At 69.9% G+C, this 15,533-nt stretch carries 17 protein-coding genes; 15 read left to right on the top strand and 2 right to left on the bottom strand.

Annotation, left to right across the window (positions count from 1 at the left end; translation table 11 throughout):
- Window positions 1-40: 40 nt before the first annotated feature.
- Both glmS and G6N30_RS15140 read left to right on the top strand, forming a co-directional pair.
- Window positions 41-1,906, top strand: coding sequence for a glutamine--fructose-6-phosphate transaminase (isomerizing) (gene glmS / locus G6N30_RS15145; protein ID WP_134054130.1), 1,866 nt, complete (start codon window positions 41-43; stop codon window positions 1,904-1,906).
- On the top strand, window positions 1,906-2,793 hold the full coding sequence (locus tag G6N30_RS15140; protein WP_234880142.1) for an alpha/beta fold hydrolase: 888 nt from the start codon (window positions 1,906-1,908) through the stop codon (window positions 2,791-2,793). The genes glmS and G6N30_RS15140 overlap by 1 nt, the downstream gene beginning before the upstream one ends.
- Here G6N30_RS15140 and G6N30_RS15135 read toward each other — a convergent pair.
- Together G6N30_RS15135 and G6N30_RS15130 are read right to left on the bottom strand one after the other, a co-directional pair.
- Window positions 2,790-3,224, bottom strand: a complete 435-nt coding sequence (locus tag G6N30_RS15135) for an SRPBCC family protein (protein ID WP_134054128.1) — start codon at window positions 3,222-3,224, stop codon at window positions 2,790-2,792. The genes G6N30_RS15140 and G6N30_RS15135 overlap by 4 nt on opposite strands.
- Window positions 3,221-3,553 (bottom strand): ArsR/SmtB family transcription factor, encoded by a 333-nt coding sequence (locus G6N30_RS15130; RefSeq protein ID WP_134054126.1) that lies wholly within the window; start codon window positions 3,551-3,553, stop codon window positions 3,221-3,223. The genes G6N30_RS15135 and G6N30_RS15130 overlap by 4 nt, the downstream gene beginning before the upstream one ends.
- Window positions 3,554-3,636: 83 nt before the next feature.
- On the opposite strand from G6N30_RS15130, the gene G6N30_RS15125 reads away from it, so the two are divergent.
- From G6N30_RS15125 to groL, 13 genes are all read left to right on the top strand, one after another.
- Window positions 3,637-4,401: a DUF899 domain-containing protein gene (locus G6N30_RS15125; protein WP_134054124.1), complete on the top strand. Its 765-nt coding sequence runs from the start codon at window positions 3,637-3,639 to the stop codon at window positions 4,399-4,401.
- Window positions 4,388-5,056 carry a DinB family protein gene (locus G6N30_RS15120; protein WP_234880141.1) on the top strand — a complete coding sequence of 223 codons (669 nt, stop codon included), beginning with the start codon at window positions 4,388-4,390 and terminating at the stop codon, window positions 5,054-5,056. The genes G6N30_RS15125 and G6N30_RS15120 overlap by 14 nt, the downstream gene beginning before the upstream one ends.
- A gap of 41 nt (window positions 5,057-5,097) precedes the next feature.
- Entirely contained in the window at window positions 5,098-6,519 is a 1,422-nt protein-coding gene (locus G6N30_RS15115) for an NAD(P)H-hydrate dehydratase (protein WP_134054120.1), read from the top strand.
- A gap of 18 nt (window positions 6,520-6,537) precedes the next feature.
- The gene (locus tag G6N30_RS15110) at window positions 6,538-7,923 is read left to right on the top strand and encodes a glutamate decarboxylase (RefSeq protein WP_134054118.1); all 1,386 of its coding nucleotides are present in this window, start codon (window positions 6,538-6,540) and stop codon (window positions 7,921-7,923) included.
- 76 nt (window positions 7,924-7,999) lie between these two features.
- Window positions 8,000-9,151, top strand: a complete 1,152-nt coding sequence (gene alr / locus G6N30_RS15105) for an alanine racemase (RefSeq protein WP_134055308.1) — start codon at window positions 8,000-8,002, stop codon at window positions 9,149-9,151.
- Window positions 9,148-10,257 (top strand): alpha/beta fold hydrolase, encoded by a 1,110-nt coding sequence (locus G6N30_RS15100; protein WP_134054116.1) that lies wholly within the window; start codon window positions 9,148-9,150, stop codon window positions 10,255-10,257. Before alr ends, G6N30_RS15100 begins: the two co-directional genes overlap by 4 nt.
- Entirely contained in the window at window positions 10,250-10,717 is a 468-nt protein-coding gene (tsaE, locus tag G6N30_RS15095) for a tRNA (adenosine(37)-N6)-threonylcarbamoyltransferase complex ATPase subunit type 1 TsaE (RefSeq protein ID WP_134054115.1), read from the top strand. The genes G6N30_RS15100 and tsaE overlap by 8 nt, the downstream gene beginning before the upstream one ends.
- Window positions 10,714-11,343 carry a tRNA (adenosine(37)-N6)-threonylcarbamoyltransferase complex dimerization subunit type 1 TsaB gene (gene tsaB, locus G6N30_RS15090; protein ID WP_134054113.1) on the top strand — a complete coding sequence of 210 codons (630 nt, stop codon included), beginning with the start codon at window positions 10,714-10,716 and terminating at the stop codon, window positions 11,341-11,343. The genes tsaE and tsaB overlap by 4 nt, the downstream gene beginning before the upstream one ends.
- On the top strand, window positions 11,340-11,816 hold the full coding sequence (gene rimI / locus G6N30_RS15085) for a ribosomal protein S18-alanine N-acetyltransferase (RefSeq protein WP_134054110.1): 477 nt from the start codon (window positions 11,340-11,342) through the stop codon (window positions 11,814-11,816). Before tsaB ends, rimI begins: the two co-directional genes overlap by 4 nt.
- The gene (gene tsaD / locus G6N30_RS15080; RefSeq protein ID WP_134054108.1) at window positions 11,813-12,835 is read left to right on the top strand and encodes a tRNA (adenosine(37)-N6)-threonylcarbamoyltransferase complex transferase subunit TsaD; all 1,023 of its coding nucleotides are present in this window, start codon (window positions 11,813-11,815) and stop codon (window positions 12,833-12,835) included. The genes rimI and tsaD overlap by 4 nt, the downstream gene beginning before the upstream one ends.
- Entirely contained in the window at window positions 12,832-13,284 is a 453-nt protein-coding gene (locus tag G6N30_RS15075) for a nuclear transport factor 2 family protein (RefSeq protein WP_234880140.1), read from the top strand. The genes tsaD and G6N30_RS15075 overlap by 4 nt, the downstream gene beginning before the upstream one ends.
- Window positions 13,285-13,471: 187 nt before the next feature.
- Window positions 13,472-13,774: a co-chaperone GroES gene (gene groES, locus G6N30_RS15070; RefSeq protein ID WP_041310041.1), complete on the top strand. Its 303-nt coding sequence runs from the start codon at window positions 13,472-13,474 to the stop codon at window positions 13,772-13,774.
- 87 nt (window positions 13,775-13,861) lie between these two features.
- Window positions 13,862-15,487, top strand: coding sequence for a chaperonin GroEL (gene groL, locus G6N30_RS15065; protein WP_134054106.1), 1,626 nt, complete (start codon window positions 13,862-13,864; stop codon window positions 15,485-15,487).
- Window positions 15,488-15,533 lie beyond the last annotated feature (46 nt).

Below are 15,533 nucleotides of genomic sequence, written 5' to 3'. Positions count from 1 at the left end.
CACCCGTCCCTCCGGGGCTCTTGCACTACCCTGGTTCTCTATGTGTGGAATCGTCGGCTATGTCGGGCCCCGGCCCGCCTGCGCCATCGTGGTCGACGCTCTGCACCGGATGGAATACCGCGGTTACGACTCGGCGGGCATCGCGCTACTGGACGGACACGGCGGTATGACCGTGCACCGGCGCGCGGGCCGGCTGGCCAACCTCGGCGAGGTCCTCGAGTGCTCCGCGCCCGAGACACTGTCCGGATGCAGCGGCCTCGGCCACACCAGATGGGCGACGCACGGAAGGCCCACGGACCGCAATGCGCACCCGCATCGCGACTCCGACGGCAAGATCGTCGTCGTCCACAACGGCATCATCGAGAACTACGCCCCGCTGCGCGGTGAGCTCGAGGCGGAGGGCGTCGAGTTCGCCAGCGACACCGACACCGAGGTCGCCGTGCACCTGGTCGGCCGCCAGTACCGCTACGGCGACACCGCGGGCGACTTCGCCGCCTCGGTGCTGGCCGTGCTGCGGCGCCTGGAGGGTCACTTCACCCTGGTGTTCGCCAACGCCGACGAACCGGGCACCATCGTCGCCGCGCGCCGGTCGACGCCGCTGGTGTTGGGCATCGGTGACGGGGAGATGTTCGTCAGCTCAGACGTCGCGGCGTTCATCGAGCACACCCGCCACGCCGTGGAACTGGGGCAGGACCAGGCCGTCGTGGTCACCGCCGACGGGTACACCGTCAGCGATTTCGACGGCAACACCGACGTGGACTTCCGGGAATTCCATATCGACTGGGACCTGTCGGCCGCCGAGAAGGGCGGCTACGAGTACTTCATGCTCAAGGAGATCGCCGAGCAGCCCGCCGCGGTGTCCGACACCCTGCTCGGGCACTTCGTGGACGGTCGCATCGTGCTCGACGAGCAGCGCCTGAGCGATCAGGAACTCCGCGACATCGACAAGGTGTTCGTGGTGGCCTGCGGGACGGCGTACCACTCCGGGCTGCTGGCCAAGTACGCGATCGAGCACTGGACGCGGCTGCCCGTCGAGGCCGAACTGGCCAGCGAGTTCCGCTACCGCGACCCCGTCCTGGACCGCAGCACCCTGGTGGTGGCGATCTCCCAGTCGGGCGAGACGGCCGACACCCTCGAAGCCGTACGGCACGCCAAGAAGCAGAAGGCCAAGGTGCTGGCGATCTGCAACACCAACGGCAGCCAGATCCCGCGCGAGGCCGACGCCGTGCTCTACACCCGGGCCGGACCGGAGATCGGCGTCGCGGCGACCAAGACGTTCCTCGCCCAGATCGCCGCGAACTATCTCGTCGGGCTGGCGCTGGCCCAGGCCCGTGGCACCAAGTACCCCGACGAGGTGGCGCGGGAGTACCACGAGCTCGAGGCGATGCCCAACCTCGTCGCGCAGGTGCTCAAACAGCTCAACCCGATGGTCGAGCTGGCACGGCGCTTCGCCGACAAGCCGACGATCCTGTTCCTCGGCCGCCACGTCGGCTATCCGGTGGCCCTCGAGGGTGCGCTCAAGCTCAAGGAGCTGGCGTACATGCACGCCGAGGGTTTCGCCGCCGGCGAGCTCAAACACGGTCCGATCGCGCTGATCGACGAGGACCTGCCGGTGATCGTCGTCATGCCGTCGCCCAAGGGTGCGTCGATGCTCCACGCCAAGCTGTTGTCGAACATTCGGGAGATCCAGGCCCGCGGCGCGACCACGATCGTGATCGCCGAGGAGGGTGACGACACCGTCCGGCCGTTCGCCGACCACATCTTCGAGATCCCGGCCACCACGACGCTGTTCCAGCCGTTGCTCTCGACGATCCCGCTGCAGGTGTTCGCCGCGGAGGTCGCGCGGGCGCGCGGCTACGACGTGGACAAGCCGCGCAACCTGGCCAAGTCGGTCACCGTCGAGTAGTGGCCAAGGGGGTCGGCCACTACCGCAGCGCCGAGGCATACGAGCACTTCCTCGCGGTGTACCGGGACGGGATGGCGACACTGCCGCCGTTCGATGCGCAGTTCGACGTGCCGACGGCGTTCGGCACGGTGCGGGCCTACCGCTTCCCGGGGCACGGACCGGGTACGCCGGTGTTACTGCTGCCCGGACGGAACGCGTCAACTCCGATGTACGCGACCAACCTGCCGTCGCTGCTGGCGCGTCGCACCGTCTACAGCATCGACCGGCTCGGTGAGGCCGGGCTCAGCGTGCAGACGGCATCGATGCGTGGCGCCGACGACGACGCGCAGTGGCTGGATGAGGCTCTCGCCGGACTCGGGCTGGATCAGGTTCACCTGATGGGCGTCTCGATGGGCGGTTGGACGACCGTCAACTACGCCGCCCGCCGGCCCGGTCGCGCGGCTTCGCTTGTGCTGCTCGATCCGGTAATGACCTTCGACCGCATTCCGGTGCCCACGCTGTTCGCGTCAGTCGCGATGTTCGCCCCCGGGGTTCCGGAATCGATCCGCCGTCGCGTGGTGAGTTGGATCTCCGGTGGCGCCGACGTCGACGACGTGGTGATGGAGGCCCGGCTGATCGACGCAGCCAGTCGTGACTTCGTGCTGAAGCTGCCCGCGCCGAAGCCGATCACCGACGATCAGCTGCGGTCCCTGGAGGTTCCGGTGCTGGCGCTGCTCGGCGGGCGCAGCGTGATGCTGCGGGCCGACCGCGCGGCCGAGAGAGCGCGTAACACGCTGCCGCACGGTCAGATCGAGGTGTGGTCGCAGGCGTCCCACGCGATCAACGGCGAGTACCCGGACGAGATCGCCGAACGTGCGCACCGCTTCTGGGACAGCGTCGACGCCTAGCGTGTCAGCGCCGCGACCAGCTGCTCGACGGTGAGTGTCCACCCGCTGTGGAAGTTGTCGAATTCGGTTGGGGGAAGCAGGGTGTGCTCGATCGACATCAGCGTCTGATCGTCGTCGACGGGGGTGAAGGTGACCTCGACGACGCTGACCGTCGTGGGATCCGGCCAATCGGAGTTGCTCCACGTGAAGCGCAGCAGGCGCGGCCGGTCGATCTCGAGGAACTGCCCGGTGATCAGCACCCGGACGCCGACATTGTCGACGTCGAAGCGGACCCGGCCCCCGACCCGGGCCTCGAGCTCGACGCCGACGACGCGGGTGGGATGCGGACACATCCACTCGGTCAGCGCCTCCGGGTCGAGCCATTCGTCGAAGACCTCCTCGGGCGGCGCCGGCATCACGCGCTGCACCCGGACGGTCGCCGACTCGGTCACCGCTCGCCCCGCTTCCGGCGCAGGCGGGCCGCCAGTGCGTCGGCACGCGTCGACCAGAACTCCGTCTGCTCGTCCATCCATCGCGCGGCCATGGTGAGACCGTCGGGGCGCAGGGAAAGCCAGTGCTCACGGCCGCGCACCTCACGGGTGACCAGGCCGGCCGATTCCAGCACGCCGATGTGGCGGGAGACGCCGGCGAAGGTCATGGGCAGCGGGGCGGCCAGGTCGGTGATGCGCGCATCGCCGTCGCGCAGTGTCTCCAGCAGCCGGCGACGCGTCGGATCGGCGAGCGCGGCGTACGCCCGATCCAGCACCTGATCTTCAACCATGTTGTTGACTATAACCGGCCATCTGTGGTCTGCTGGCCGAAGAGACATTCAACTGAGTTGTTTAACGTTTTGGAGGGTCCGGGATGCAGACACCACCGATCGTGTCGGCGCGTGAGTGGGAGGAGGCGCACCGGCAGATGCTCGTCAAGGAGAAGGAGATGACCCGCGCGCGTGACGCTCTGGCAGCCATGCGCAGGCGGATGCCGTGGACGGCGGTGGACAAGCCGTACGCGTTCGAGGGTCCGAACGGTCCGGCGACGCTGCTGGACCTGTTCGACGGCCGCAGACAGCTGATCGTCTACCGCGCCTTCCTCGACCCGGGCGTGCACGGCTGGCCCGACCACGGCTGTGTGGGGTGTTCGTTGATGGCCGACCACATCGGCAACCTGGCCCACCTCAACGCGCGCGACACCACGCTGGTGTACGCCTCACGCGGTTCGCAGGCCGACCTGCAGCGCATCAAGACCCGCATGGGCTGGGACATCCCGTGGTACACCATCACCGACGACTTCGACGCCGACTTCGGCTGCGACCAGTGGCACGGGACCAACGCGTTCATCCGCGACGGGGACCGCGTGTTCCGTACGTACTTCATCAACAACCGCGGCGACGAGACGTTCGTCAACACCTGGGCGTTTCTCGACATGACGGCACTCGGCCGCCAGGAGACATGGGAGGACTCGCCCGCCGGGTATCCGCAGGATCCACCGTACGAATGGTGGTGCTGGCACGACGAATACGGCCAACGGGAGCCGTCGCGGTGGTTCGGCGACCCGGACCCCGACGATCCCCACGATCCGAGGCCGGCGCGGCAAGCCGAGGGGAGTGGTTGCTGTGCCGACCACTGAAGCGCAGCTCAGCGCCCAGCTCTACCAGGAGTCCCGGGAACGCACCGCCGGGTTGCTCACCACCCTCGACGACGCCGCGTGGGCCGCCGCGGTGCCGACCTGTCCCGGGTGGACCGTACGCGATGTGGTGGCCCACGTCGCGGCGGTCGCCGAGGAGTGGGTCGACGGACGGCTGGCCGGAGTGCCGACCGACGCGCAGACGGCCGCCCAGGTCGCCCGATTCTCCGACGCCGGTACCGCCGACCTGCTCGCCGCCTGGGCGGATGCCGCGAGCCTCCTGGAGGACGCCGCGCACGCCCGCGGACTGGTCGCCCCGGTCGCCGACGTCGTCAGCCACGAACACGACATCCGCACCGCGTTGGGCCGCCCCGGCGCCCGCGACTCGGCGGCGGTCCGGTACTCGTCTGAGCAGGTGCTCGACATCCTGCAGACACCGGTCCCGCTGCGGGTGACGGTCGAGGACGCCGAGTACCGCTGCGGTCCCGACGGCGGTGACGAACTCCGGTTGCGGACATCGCGTTTCGAGAGCCTGCGGTGGCGGACGGGGCGGCGCAGCCGCGCGCAGCTCGCGGCAATGGACTGGTCGGCCGACCCCGAGCCGGTCCTCGACGCGCTCTACCTGTTCGGTCCGGCCGCCACCGACATCGTCGAGTAACCACCCCCGATATCGCCGCATGCCGACGTAGGCTGTGGCTGATGCGGCACTACTACAGCGCGGAGGCGATCCGCAAAGCGGAAGCGCCGCTGCTGCAGCGCCTGCCCGATGGCGCCCTGATGCGCCGCGCGGCGTTCGGTCTGGCCACCGCGACCGCCCGGGAACTCACCGTTCGCACGGGTGGCGTGGCGGGCCGGCAGGTCTGCGCGGTGGTCGGATCGGGCGACAACGGCGGGGACGCGCTGTGGGCCGCGACGTTCCTGCGCAGGCGCGGAGCATCGGCGGTCGCGGTGCTGCTCAACCCGGACCGGGCACACCCGAAGGCGCTGGCGGCATTTCGTGCTGCCGGCGGCCGGGTGGTCGAAAGAGTCCCGGCATCAAGCGATCTCGTGATCGACGGTGTGGTCGGGATCTCCGGCTCGGGTGCCCTGCGGCCTGCCGCGGCGGAGGTGTTCGGCGCCGTCCACGACGCCGGGATTCCGGTCGTTGCCGTCGACCTGCCCAGCGGGCTCGACGTGCAGACCGGCGCCGCCGACGGCCCGCACGTGCAGGCCGCGCTCACCGTGACGTTCGGGGGACTGAAGCCCGTGCACGCGCTGGGGGAGTGCGGCCGGGTCGAACTCGTCGACATCGGGCTTGACCTTCCGCCGTCGGATCTGCTCGGCATCGAGGCGGCCGACGTGCGGTCACGGTGGCCGCGGCCCGGTCCGAAGGACGACAAGTACACCCAGGGCGTGACCGGTGTGCTCGCCGGTTCGGCGACCTACCCGGGCGCGGCGATCCTGTGCACCGGAGCCGCTGTCGCGGCGTCCAGCGGGATGGTCCGTTACGCGGGAAGTGCTGCGGCGGAGGTGGTTTCGCAGTGGCCGGAGGTGGTGGCCGCCCCCCGCGCCGCGGCAGCGGGCCGGGTGCAGTCGTGGGTGGTGGGGCCGGGGCTCGGCACGGACGAGGCCGGTGCCGCGGCGTTGTGTTTCGCGCTGGACACCGATCTGCCGGTGATCGTCGACGCCGACGGGCTCACGTTGCTGGCCGCTCACCCGGACCTGGTCGCCGAGCGCAGTGCGCCCACGGTGCTCACCCCCCATGCGGGTGAGTTCGCCCGGTTGGCCGGTTCACCGCCGAGTGCGGACCGCGTCGCCTCCGCCCGCAGGCTGGCCGAGCAGTTCGGCGCCACCGTCCTGCTCAAGGGCTACGTCACCGTCATCGCCGAGCCCTCCGGCCTGGCCTACCTGAACCCCGCGGGTGGTGCATGGGCCGCGACCGCAGGTTCCGGCGACGTGCTGTCGGGGATGATCGGCGCGCTGCTGGCCGCCGGGCTGCCCGCGGGGGAGGCCGCGGCGATGGCGGCGTTCGTCCACGCCCGTGCGGCGAACACGTCCGCCGCCGACCCCGGCCCCCGGCCGGCGCCCACGTCGGCGTCGCGCATTCTCGCCCACATCCGTCCCGCACTCGGCAGCATCTGATCCCCGGAAGGAACCACTATGTCGCGTTCGCACAGTCGCGCTCAGCATGTCTCGCCCGCCTACACCGGCCGGCTGGCGATGGCGCCGGTGCCGTCGCTTCGGCTGCCCGACGAGGCGATGGATCCCCAGGTGGCCTACCGGTTCATCCACGACGAGCTGATGCTCGACGGCAGCTCGCGGCTGAACCTGGCCACGTTCGTGACGACGTGGATGGATCCCGAGGCCGAGAAGCTGATGGCCGAGACGTTCGACAAGAACATGATCGACAAGGACGAGTATCCGGCGACCGCGGCCATCGAGCAGCGCTGCGTGTGCATGGTGGCCGACCTCTTCCACGCCGAGGATCTGCGCGACGACGACCCGTCCAGCGCGATCGGGGTGTCGACGATCGGGTCGAGCGAGGCCGTCATGCTGGCCGGGCTGGCGCTGAAGTGGCGGTGGCGCCAACGGCTGGGCGGCGATGCGTGGAAGGGCCGCACCCCCAACCTGGTGATGGGGTCGAACGTGCAGGTGGTGTGGGAGAAGTTCTGCCGGTACTTCGATGTCGAACCGCGGTATCTGCCCATGGAGGAGGGCCGGTACGTCATCACGCCGGAGCAGGTGCTCGAGCAGGTCGACGAGGACACGATCGGGGTGGTGGCGATTCTGGGCACCACCTACACCGGTGAGCTGGAGCCGATCGGCGAGATCTGCGCGGCGCTCGACAAGCTGGCCGCCGACGGCGGAGTCGACGTGCCGGTGCACGTCGACGCGGCCAGCGGTGGGTTCGTGGTGCCGTTCATCCACCCGGATCTGGTGTGGGACTTCCGGTTGCCGCGTGTGGTGTCGATCAACGTGAGCGGCCACAAGTACGGGCTGACCTACCCCGGTATCGGTTTCGTGGTGTGGCGCAACGCCGAACAGCTGCCCGAGGAGCTCGTGTTCCGGGTGAACTATCTCGGCGGTGACATGCCGACCTTCACGCTGAACTTCTCGCGGCCGGGCAATCAGGTGGTGGGGCAGTACTACAACTTCCTGCGGCTGGGCCGGGGCGGTTACGCCCAGGTCATGCAGTGCCTGTCGCAGACCGCCCGGTGGCTGGGCGACGAGCTGCGCGACAGTGAGCACTTCGAGCTGATCAGTGACGGCTCGGCGATCCCGGTGGTCAGCTTCCGGCTGAAGGGCGATCCCGGTTACACGGAGTTCGATGTCTCGCAGACGCTGCGCTCCTACGGGTGGCAGGTGCCCGCGTACACGATGCCGGAGGGCGCCGAAGACGTCACCGTGCTGAGGGTGGTGGTGCGCGAAGGATTCTCCGCGGACCTGGCCCGCGCGCTGCGTGACGACACGATCACCGTGCTCAAACACCTCGACGAGCTCAAGCCCGGCGGCCACTTCGACGAGGTACAGCCGTTCGCCCACTAGAGGCGTACCGCCGTGATCAGGTGTCGTGGCGGGGCCCCGGCGGGGCTCTGGGACAATCGGGGGCGGTGACATGACCATGCAGACAACCGAGACGACCACGACTCCGACCGCTCAGGCGGTCATCGACCTCGACGCCATCGCCCACAACGTCGCCGTCCTGCGCGAACATGCGGGCGCCGCGCAGGTGATGCCGGTGCTCAAGGCCGACGGCTACGGGCACGGCGCCACCGAGGTGGCCAGGACGGCGCTGGCCGCGGGCGTGACCGAGTTGGGCGTGGCCACCGTCAGCGAGGCGCTCGCCCTGCGCGCCGACGGCATCACCGCACCGGTGCTCGCCTGGTTGCACGCCCCCGGCACCGACTTCGCCCCTGCGCTGACCGCCGACGTGCACCTGGCCGTGTCGTCGGTGCGGCAGCTGGGCGAGGTCCTCGACGCCGTCCACCGGACCGGGCGCACCGCAACCGTGACGGTGAAGGTCGACACCGGGCTGAGCCGCAACGGCGTGAGCCCCGCCGAATACCCGGCACTACTCGACCAGCTGGGCCGCGCGATCGCCGACGGCGCGGTGCGAGTCAAGGGCATCATGAGCCACCTCGCGTGCGGCGACGAGCCCGACAACCCCACCAACGACCGCCAGGCGCAGCGGTTGACCGACATGCGCCGTCAGGCGGCGGGCGCCGGCGTGAAGTACGACGTGGCCCACCTGTGCAACTCCCCGGCGGCGATGACGCGACCCGATATGGCTTTCGACATGGTCCGGCCCGGCATCGCCGTCTACGGTCAGACACCGATCCCGGCGCTGGGCGATATGGGCCTGCGGCCCGCGATGACGCTGAAATGCCCGGTGGCGCAGCTCCGCTCGCTGCATGCGGGCGACGGGGTGTCCTACGGCCACACCTGGGTCGCCGAACGGGATACGACGGTGGCGCTGCTGCCGATCGGCTACGCCGACGGGGTCTTCCGCACCCTGAGCGGCCGCCTGCAGGTGTCGATCAACGGCAGGCTGCGCCCCGGCGTCGGGCGGATCTGCATGGACCAGTTCGTCGTCGACCTCGGGCCAGGAGCCGTCGACGTCACCGAGGGTGACGAGGCCATCCTGTTCGGCCCTGGCACCCAGGGCGAACCCACCGCGCAGGACTGGGCCGAGCTGGTGGGCACGATCAACTACGAGATCGTCACCAGCCCGCGCGGCCGCGTCGTCCGCACGTACCGGCGGGGAAGCCGTTGACCGACAACGAGATCGGGCGCCGCGGCCATGCCGGCTGGTTGGCGGGCGTGGCCGGCCTGGCGGCGGTCGGCTCGCTGGCCGGGGTGACGGTCGCCCGCTCGCTGACACGCCGGGTCACCGACGACGATCCGTACGCGGGCGAAGATTTCGAGCTCCTCGACGCCGACCGCAGCTCCGTGGTCACCACCACCGACGGGGTGCCGCTGGCCGTCCGCGAGGTCGGACCCACCGACGCGCCGGTGACCGTGGTGTTCGCCCACGGGTTCTGTCTTCGCATGGGCGCCTTCCACTTCCAGCGCGCCCGCCTGTCCGAACAGTGGGGCGATCAGGTGCGGATGGTCTTCTACGACCAGCGCGGCCACGGCCAGTCCGGTGCGGCGCCGCCCGACACGTACACCGTCACCCAACTCGGCCAAGACCTGGAAGCGGTGCTGGCGGTCGTGGCGCCGCGCGGACCGGTGGTGCTCGTGGGGCATTCGATGGGCGGTATGACGGTGTTGTCGCACGCGCGGCAGTACCCGCAGAGCTATCCGACCCGGGTCGTCGGTGCGGCGATCATCTCCTCCGCCGCAGAGGGCGTGGCCCGTTCCCCGCTCGGTGAGATCCTGAAAAATCCTGCGCTGGAGGCGGTTCGGTTCACCGCCCGCTACGCACCCGGCGCCGTGCACCGCACCCGTGGACTCGCTCGCGCGGTGATCGCCCCGATCCTGCGTGCCGCGTCGTACGGCGACGAGAAGATCAGCCCGAGCGTCGTCGCGTTCTCCGAGAAGATGATGCACGGCACGCCGATCGTCACGCTGGTCGAATTCCTGCACGCCCTCGAGGTGCACGACGAGGCCGCGGCACTGCCCACGCTGGCCAAGATCCCGACGTTGATCGCCTGCGGTGACCGGGATCTGCTCACCCCGGTGGAGTCCTCGCGGGAGATGGCCGCCGCCCTGCCCAAGAGCGAACTCGTCGTCGTCCCCGGTGCCGGTCACCTCGTGCAGCTCGAACAGCCGGAGGTGATCGACGATGCGCTGGTGCGCCTGGTCGAACGGGCCACCCCGTCGAAGCTCGTCGCGTTGACCCGGCGACTGCGCGAGCGGGTGCGTCCGCGTGGCTGACCGGCAGAGCGGTACGGCCGAACTGGCCACCGCACAGGACACCATGGCACTGGGCGCGCGGCTGGGCGCCCATCTGAGGGCGGGCGACGTCGTCGTGCTCTCCGGGCCGCTCGGTGCGGGGAAAACCGTGCTGGCCAAGGGAATCGCCGAGGCGATGGACGTCGAGGGCCCCGTCACCTCGCCGACCTTCGTGCTGGCGCGGGTGCATCGCGCGCGTCAGCCCGGCCGGCCGGCGATGGTGCACGTCGACATGTACCGGCTGCTCGACCACGCCGGTACCGATCTGCTCGCCGAACTCGATTCCCTCGACCTCGACACCGATCTCGACGATGCGGTCGTCGTCGTCGAATGGGGTGAGGGGGTCGCCGAGCGGCTGTCCGACAGCCACCTCGACATCCGGCTGGAACGCGCGGTCGACACCGAGGCGCGCACCGCCATCTGGCAATGGAGTCGACAGTGAGCGATCTCGTGCTGGCCATCGACACCGCCACCCCGGCCGTCACCGCCGGGGTGGTGCGGCGCGGTGACGACGTGACGGTCCTCGCCGAGCGAGTGACGGTGGATCCACGGGCTCATGCCGAACGCCTGACACCCAACGTGCTTGCCGCGGTGGACGATGCCGGGATCTCCGTCGACGACTTCGCCGCGGTGGTCGTCGGATGCGGGCCCGGGCCGTTCACGGGTCTGCGCGTCGGGATGGCGACCGCCGCCGCGTACGGACACGCACTCGGCATCCCGGTGTACGGCGTGTGCAGCCTCGACGGCATCGGGATCGAGACGTCCGGTGAGGCGCTCGTCGTGACCGACGCCCGTCGCCGCGAGGTGTACTGGGCGCGCTACCGCGACGGTGTCCGCGTGGACGGCCCCGCGGTCAACGCGCCCGCCGACGTTCCCTCCGGCGCGGTCGTGGCGGCCGGAAGTCCCGAGCACGCAGCGCTTTTCGGTATCGACGTCACCGGCCCGCGGTACCCGACCGTCGCGGGCCTGGTGCGCGCGGTCGGCGACTGGACCGCGGAGCCTGATGCGTTGGTGCCGCTCTACCTGCGCCGCCCGGACGCGACCCCGCGTGCCGAGCAGAAGCGATGAGCATCACCTACGGTCCGTTGACGAAGGCCGACGCGGTCCGCTGCGCCGAACTCGAGTCGCTGCTGTTCCCCGGCGACGACCCGTGGCCGGAGCGCGCCTTCCACGCCGAACTCGCCGGCGGGCACACCCATTACGTCGCGGCCCGCGCCGACGGGACCGTCGTCGGCTACGCCGGCATCGCTCAACTGGGCCGAACCCCGCCCTACGAGTACGAGATCCACACCATCGGGGTGGACCCCGAGTACCAAGGCCGCGGGATCGGCCGCCGGATGCTCGAACAGTTGCTCGAGGTCGCCGACGACGGCGTGATCTTCCTCGAGGTGCGTACCGACAACGAACCGGCGATCGCGCTGTACGAGAGCGTCGGATTCGTCCGCGTCGGGTTGCGCAAGCGCTACTACCGGGTCAGCGGCGCCGACGCCTATACGATGAGGCGAGACCCACCGAGCGTTGCGAAGCGAGAAGCGCCGTGATCATCCTGGCCATCGAGAGCTCTTGTGACGAGACCGGTGTCGGCATCGCCGAACTCGGCGACGACGGCACCGTCACCCTCTTGGCCGACGAAGTGGCCTCCAGTGTCGACGAACACGCGCGCTTCGGCGGGGTGGTGCCCGAGATCGCCTCGCGTGCCCACCTCGAGGCGCTCGGCCCCACCATGCGCCGCGCCCTCGGCACCGCCGGGGTGCGCAAGCCCGACGTCGTCGCCGCCACCATCGGACCGGGGCTCGCCGGTGCGCTACTGGTGGGAGTCGCTGCCGCCAAGGCGTATTCAGCGGCGTGGCAGGTGCCGTTCTACGGGGTCAACCATCTCGGCGGCCATCTGGCCGCCGACGTGTACGACCACGGTCCGTTGCCCGAGAGTGTGGGGTTGCTGGTGTCGGGCGGCCATACCCATCTACTGCACGTGCGTTCGCTGGGGGAGCCGATCGTCGAGCTGGGCAGCACGGTCGACGACGCCGCGGGGGAGGCCTACGACAAGGTCGCCCGGCTGCTCGGCCTCGGCTATCCGGGCGGCAGGGTGCTCGACGACCTGGCCCGCGAAGGCGACCGCGACGCCATCGTCTTCCCGCGCGGTATGACCGGCCCGCGCGACGATCCGTACGTGTTCAGCTTCTCCGGACTCAAGACCGCGGTGGCCCGCTATGTGGAAAGCCATCCGGAGGCGTCACAGGCCGACGTCGCCGCGGGCTTCCAGGAGGCGGTGGCCGACGTGCTCACGCGCAAGGCGGTGCGGGCGGCCACCGATCTGGGGGTGTCGGCGCTGCTGATCGCCGGTGGGGTCGCGGCCAACTCGCGGCTGCGGGAACTGGCCGAGCAGCGGTGCGCCCAGGCCGGGCTCACGCTGCGGGTTCCCCGTCCCCGGCTGTGTACCGACAACGGCGCGATGATCGCGTCGTTCGCCGCGCATCTGATCGCAGCCGGCGCGCCGCCGTCACCGCTGGAGGCGGCCAGCGATCCGGGTCTGCCCGTGGTGCGGAGCCAAGTGGCGTGAACCCACGCGGGAAAGTGGCCGACACGCTCGCGATCCACGAACTGCTCTACCGCTACGCGGAGCTGGTCGACGCCGGGGATTTCGACGGGGTGGGCGCACTGCTGGCGCGGGGGTCGTTCGCCGGCGTGGTGGGGGCAGGGCCGATCGCGAAGCTGTTCGTGACCACGACGAAGCGCTATCCCGAGCACGGCAACACCCCGCGCACGCGTCACCTGGTGCTCAACCCGATCGTGGAGGTCGACGGCGACACCGCGGCCGCGCGGTCGACGTTCTGCGTGGTGCAGGCGACCGAGACGGTGCCGCTGCAGCCGATCGTGGTCGGGCGTTATCACGACACGTTCGGCCGGGACGAAACCGGCTGGTACTTCACTGCCCGGCGGGTGGACGTCGAGCACGTCGGCGACGTCTCGGCTCACCTGGCCGTCAACCCTCGCGACTTCGACCATTAGGCACCTCCCACCCTTGAGTGCTAGCACTCGCATGTATAGAGTGCTAGGTGGCAGGCGGCCAACCCTGTGTCGGCACCCGCGACGACGACGCTCGGGCCCGGACGCATGCCGGACATCTGTAAACGCTGGAAACATTCAGGTCCGGGACCACACCTGGATCTACACCGAACTAGTGGAGGGCTCCATCGTGGCGAGCGTGAACATCAAGCCACTCGAGGACAAGATCCTCGTCCAGGCCAACGAGGCCGAGACCACGACCGCTTCCGGTCTGGTCATCCCGGACACCGCCAAGGAGAAGCCGCAGGAAGGCACCGTTGTCGCGGTCGGCCCCGGCCGCTGGGACGACGAGGGTGAGAAGCGGATTCCGCTGGACGTCTCCGAGGGTGACACCGTCATCTACAGCAAGTACGGCGGCACCGAGATCAAGTACAACGGCGAGGAGTACCTGATCCTCTCTGCCCGCGACGTGCTGGCTGTCGTCAACAAGTAAGCACCCGTGTCCGCCCCGGAGATCCCCGTCAATCACGGGTGATGTCCGGGGCGGCATGCGTTGCACGCCGAAAACAGGAAGACACATATGAGCAAGCAGATTGAGTTCAACGAAACTGCGCGCCGCGCAATGGAAATCGGCGTAGACAAGCTCGCCGACGCGGTGAAGGTGACCCTCGGGCCGCGCGGCCGCAACGTGGTGCTGGCCAAATCGTGGGGCGGCCCGACCGTCACCAACGACGGTGTCACCATCGCCCGCGAGATCGACCTCGAGGATCCGTTCGAGAACCTGGGCGCCCAGCTGGTCAAGTCGGTGGCGACCAAGACCAACGACGTCGCCGGCGACGGCACCACCACCGCCACCGTGCTGGCGCAGGCGCTCGTTCGGGCCGGTCTGCGCAACGTCGCGGCCGGTGCCAACCCGATCGCCCTGGGCGTCGGCATCAGCAAAGCCGCCGACGCCGTCTCCGAGGCGCTGCTTTCCGCGGCCACCCCGGTCGACGACAAGAACGGGATCGCCCAGGTCGCCACGGTCAGCTCGCGCGACGAGCAGATCGGCGAGCTGGTCGGTGAGGCCATGACCAAGGTCGGCCACGACGGTGTCGTGACGGTCGAGGAGTCCTCGACGCTGAACACCGAACTCGAGGTCACCGAGGGCGTCGGCTTCGACAAGGGCTTCATCTCGGCGTACTTCGTCACCGACTTCGACGCCCAGGAAGCGGTGCTCGAGGACGCGCTGGTGCTGCTGCACCGCGAGAAGATCAGCTCGCTGCCCGACCTGCTGCCGCTGCTGGAGAAGGTCGCCGAGGCCGGTAAGCCGCTGCTGATCGTCGCCGAGGACGTCGAGGGGGAGGCGCTGTCGACGCTGGTCGTCAACGCGATCCGCAAGACGCTCAAGGCTGTTGCGGTCAAGGCGCCGTTCTTCGGTGACCGCCGCAAGGCGTTCCTCGACGACCTCGCCATCGTCACCGGCGGTCAGGTCGTCAACCCCGACGTCGGCCTCCTGCTGCGTGAGGTCGGCCTGGACGTGCTGGGCACCGCCCGGCGGGTGGTGGTCAGCAAGGACAGCACCGTGATCGTCGACGGCGGCGGCACCGCCGAGGCCATCGCGGACCGCGCCAAGCAGCTGCGCGCCGAGATCGAGGCGAGCGATTCCGAGTGGGACCGCGAGAAGCTCGAGGAGCGGCTGGCGAAACTGGCCGGCGGCGTCGCGGTGATCAAGGTCGGCGCGGCCACCGAGACCGACCTGAAGAAGCGCAAGGAAGCCGTCGAGGACGCGGTCGCCGCGGCCAAGGCGGCCGTCGAAGAGGGCATCGTGACCGGCGGCGGCGCTGCGCTGGTGCAGGCCCGCTCGGCGGTGGAGAAGCTGCGCGAGTCGCTCTCGGGTGACGAGGCGCTCGGTGTCGGGGTGTTCGCCTCGGCGCTGTCGGCTCCGCTGTACTGGATCGCCACCAACGCCGGTCTGGACGGTTCGGTGGTGGTGAACAAGGTCAGCGAATTGCCTGCGGGGCAAGGCTTCAACGCCGCCACGCTGGAGTTCGGTGACCTGCTCGCCGCCGGCGTCGTCGACCCGGTGAAGGTGACCCGATCCGCGGTGCTCAACGCCGCGTCGGTCGCCCGCATGGTGCTCACCACCGAGACGGCTGTCGTCGAAAAGCCGGCCGAGGAAGAGGATCACGGGCACGGCCACGGTCACCACGGGCACGCGCACTAGATCAATCGATAGCCGAGAGCACCCCCGGTCTTCATGGGCCGGGGGT

This window comes from Mycolicibacterium litorale (assembly GCF_010731695.1).
GTDB lineage: Bacteria > Actinomycetota > Actinomycetes > Mycobacteriales > Mycobacteriaceae > Mycobacterium > Mycobacterium litorale.
Note: the sequence above shows the minus strand (reverse complement) of the source record. Positions and strands in the feature narration are given on the sequence as shown.

Bases quoted from the DNA above. Each gene is read 5' to 3' on its own strand.
- glmS (WP_134054130.1), top strand. From the start codon at position 41: ATGTGTGGAATCGTCGGCTATGTCGGGCCCCGGCCCGCCTGCGCCATC.
- G6N30_RS15130 (WP_134054126.1), bottom strand. From the start codon at position 3,553: ATGGTTGAAGATCAGGTGCTGGATCGGGCGTACGCCGCGCTCGCCGAT.
- G6N30_RS15125 (WP_134054124.1), top strand. From the start codon at position 3,637: ATGCAGACACCACCGATCGTGTCGGCGCGTGAGTGGGAGGAGGCGCAC.
- G6N30_RS15115 (WP_134054120.1), top strand. From the start codon at position 5,098: ATGCGGCACTACTACAGCGCGGAGGCGATCCGCAAAGCGGAAGCGCCG.
- G6N30_RS15110 (WP_134054118.1), top strand. From the start codon at position 6,538: ATGTCGCGTTCGCACAGTCGCGCTCAGCATGTCTCGCCCGCCTACACC.
- alr (WP_134055308.1), top strand. From the start codon at position 8,000: ATGCAGACAACCGAGACGACCACGACTCCGACCGCTCAGGCGGTCATC.
- rimI (WP_134054110.1), top strand. From the start codon at position 11,340: ATGAGCATCACCTACGGTCCGTTGACGAAGGCCGACGCGGTCCGCTGC.
- groL (WP_134054106.1), top strand. From the start codon at position 13,862: ATGAGCAAGCAGATTGAGTTCAACGAAACTGCGCGCCGCGCAATGGAA.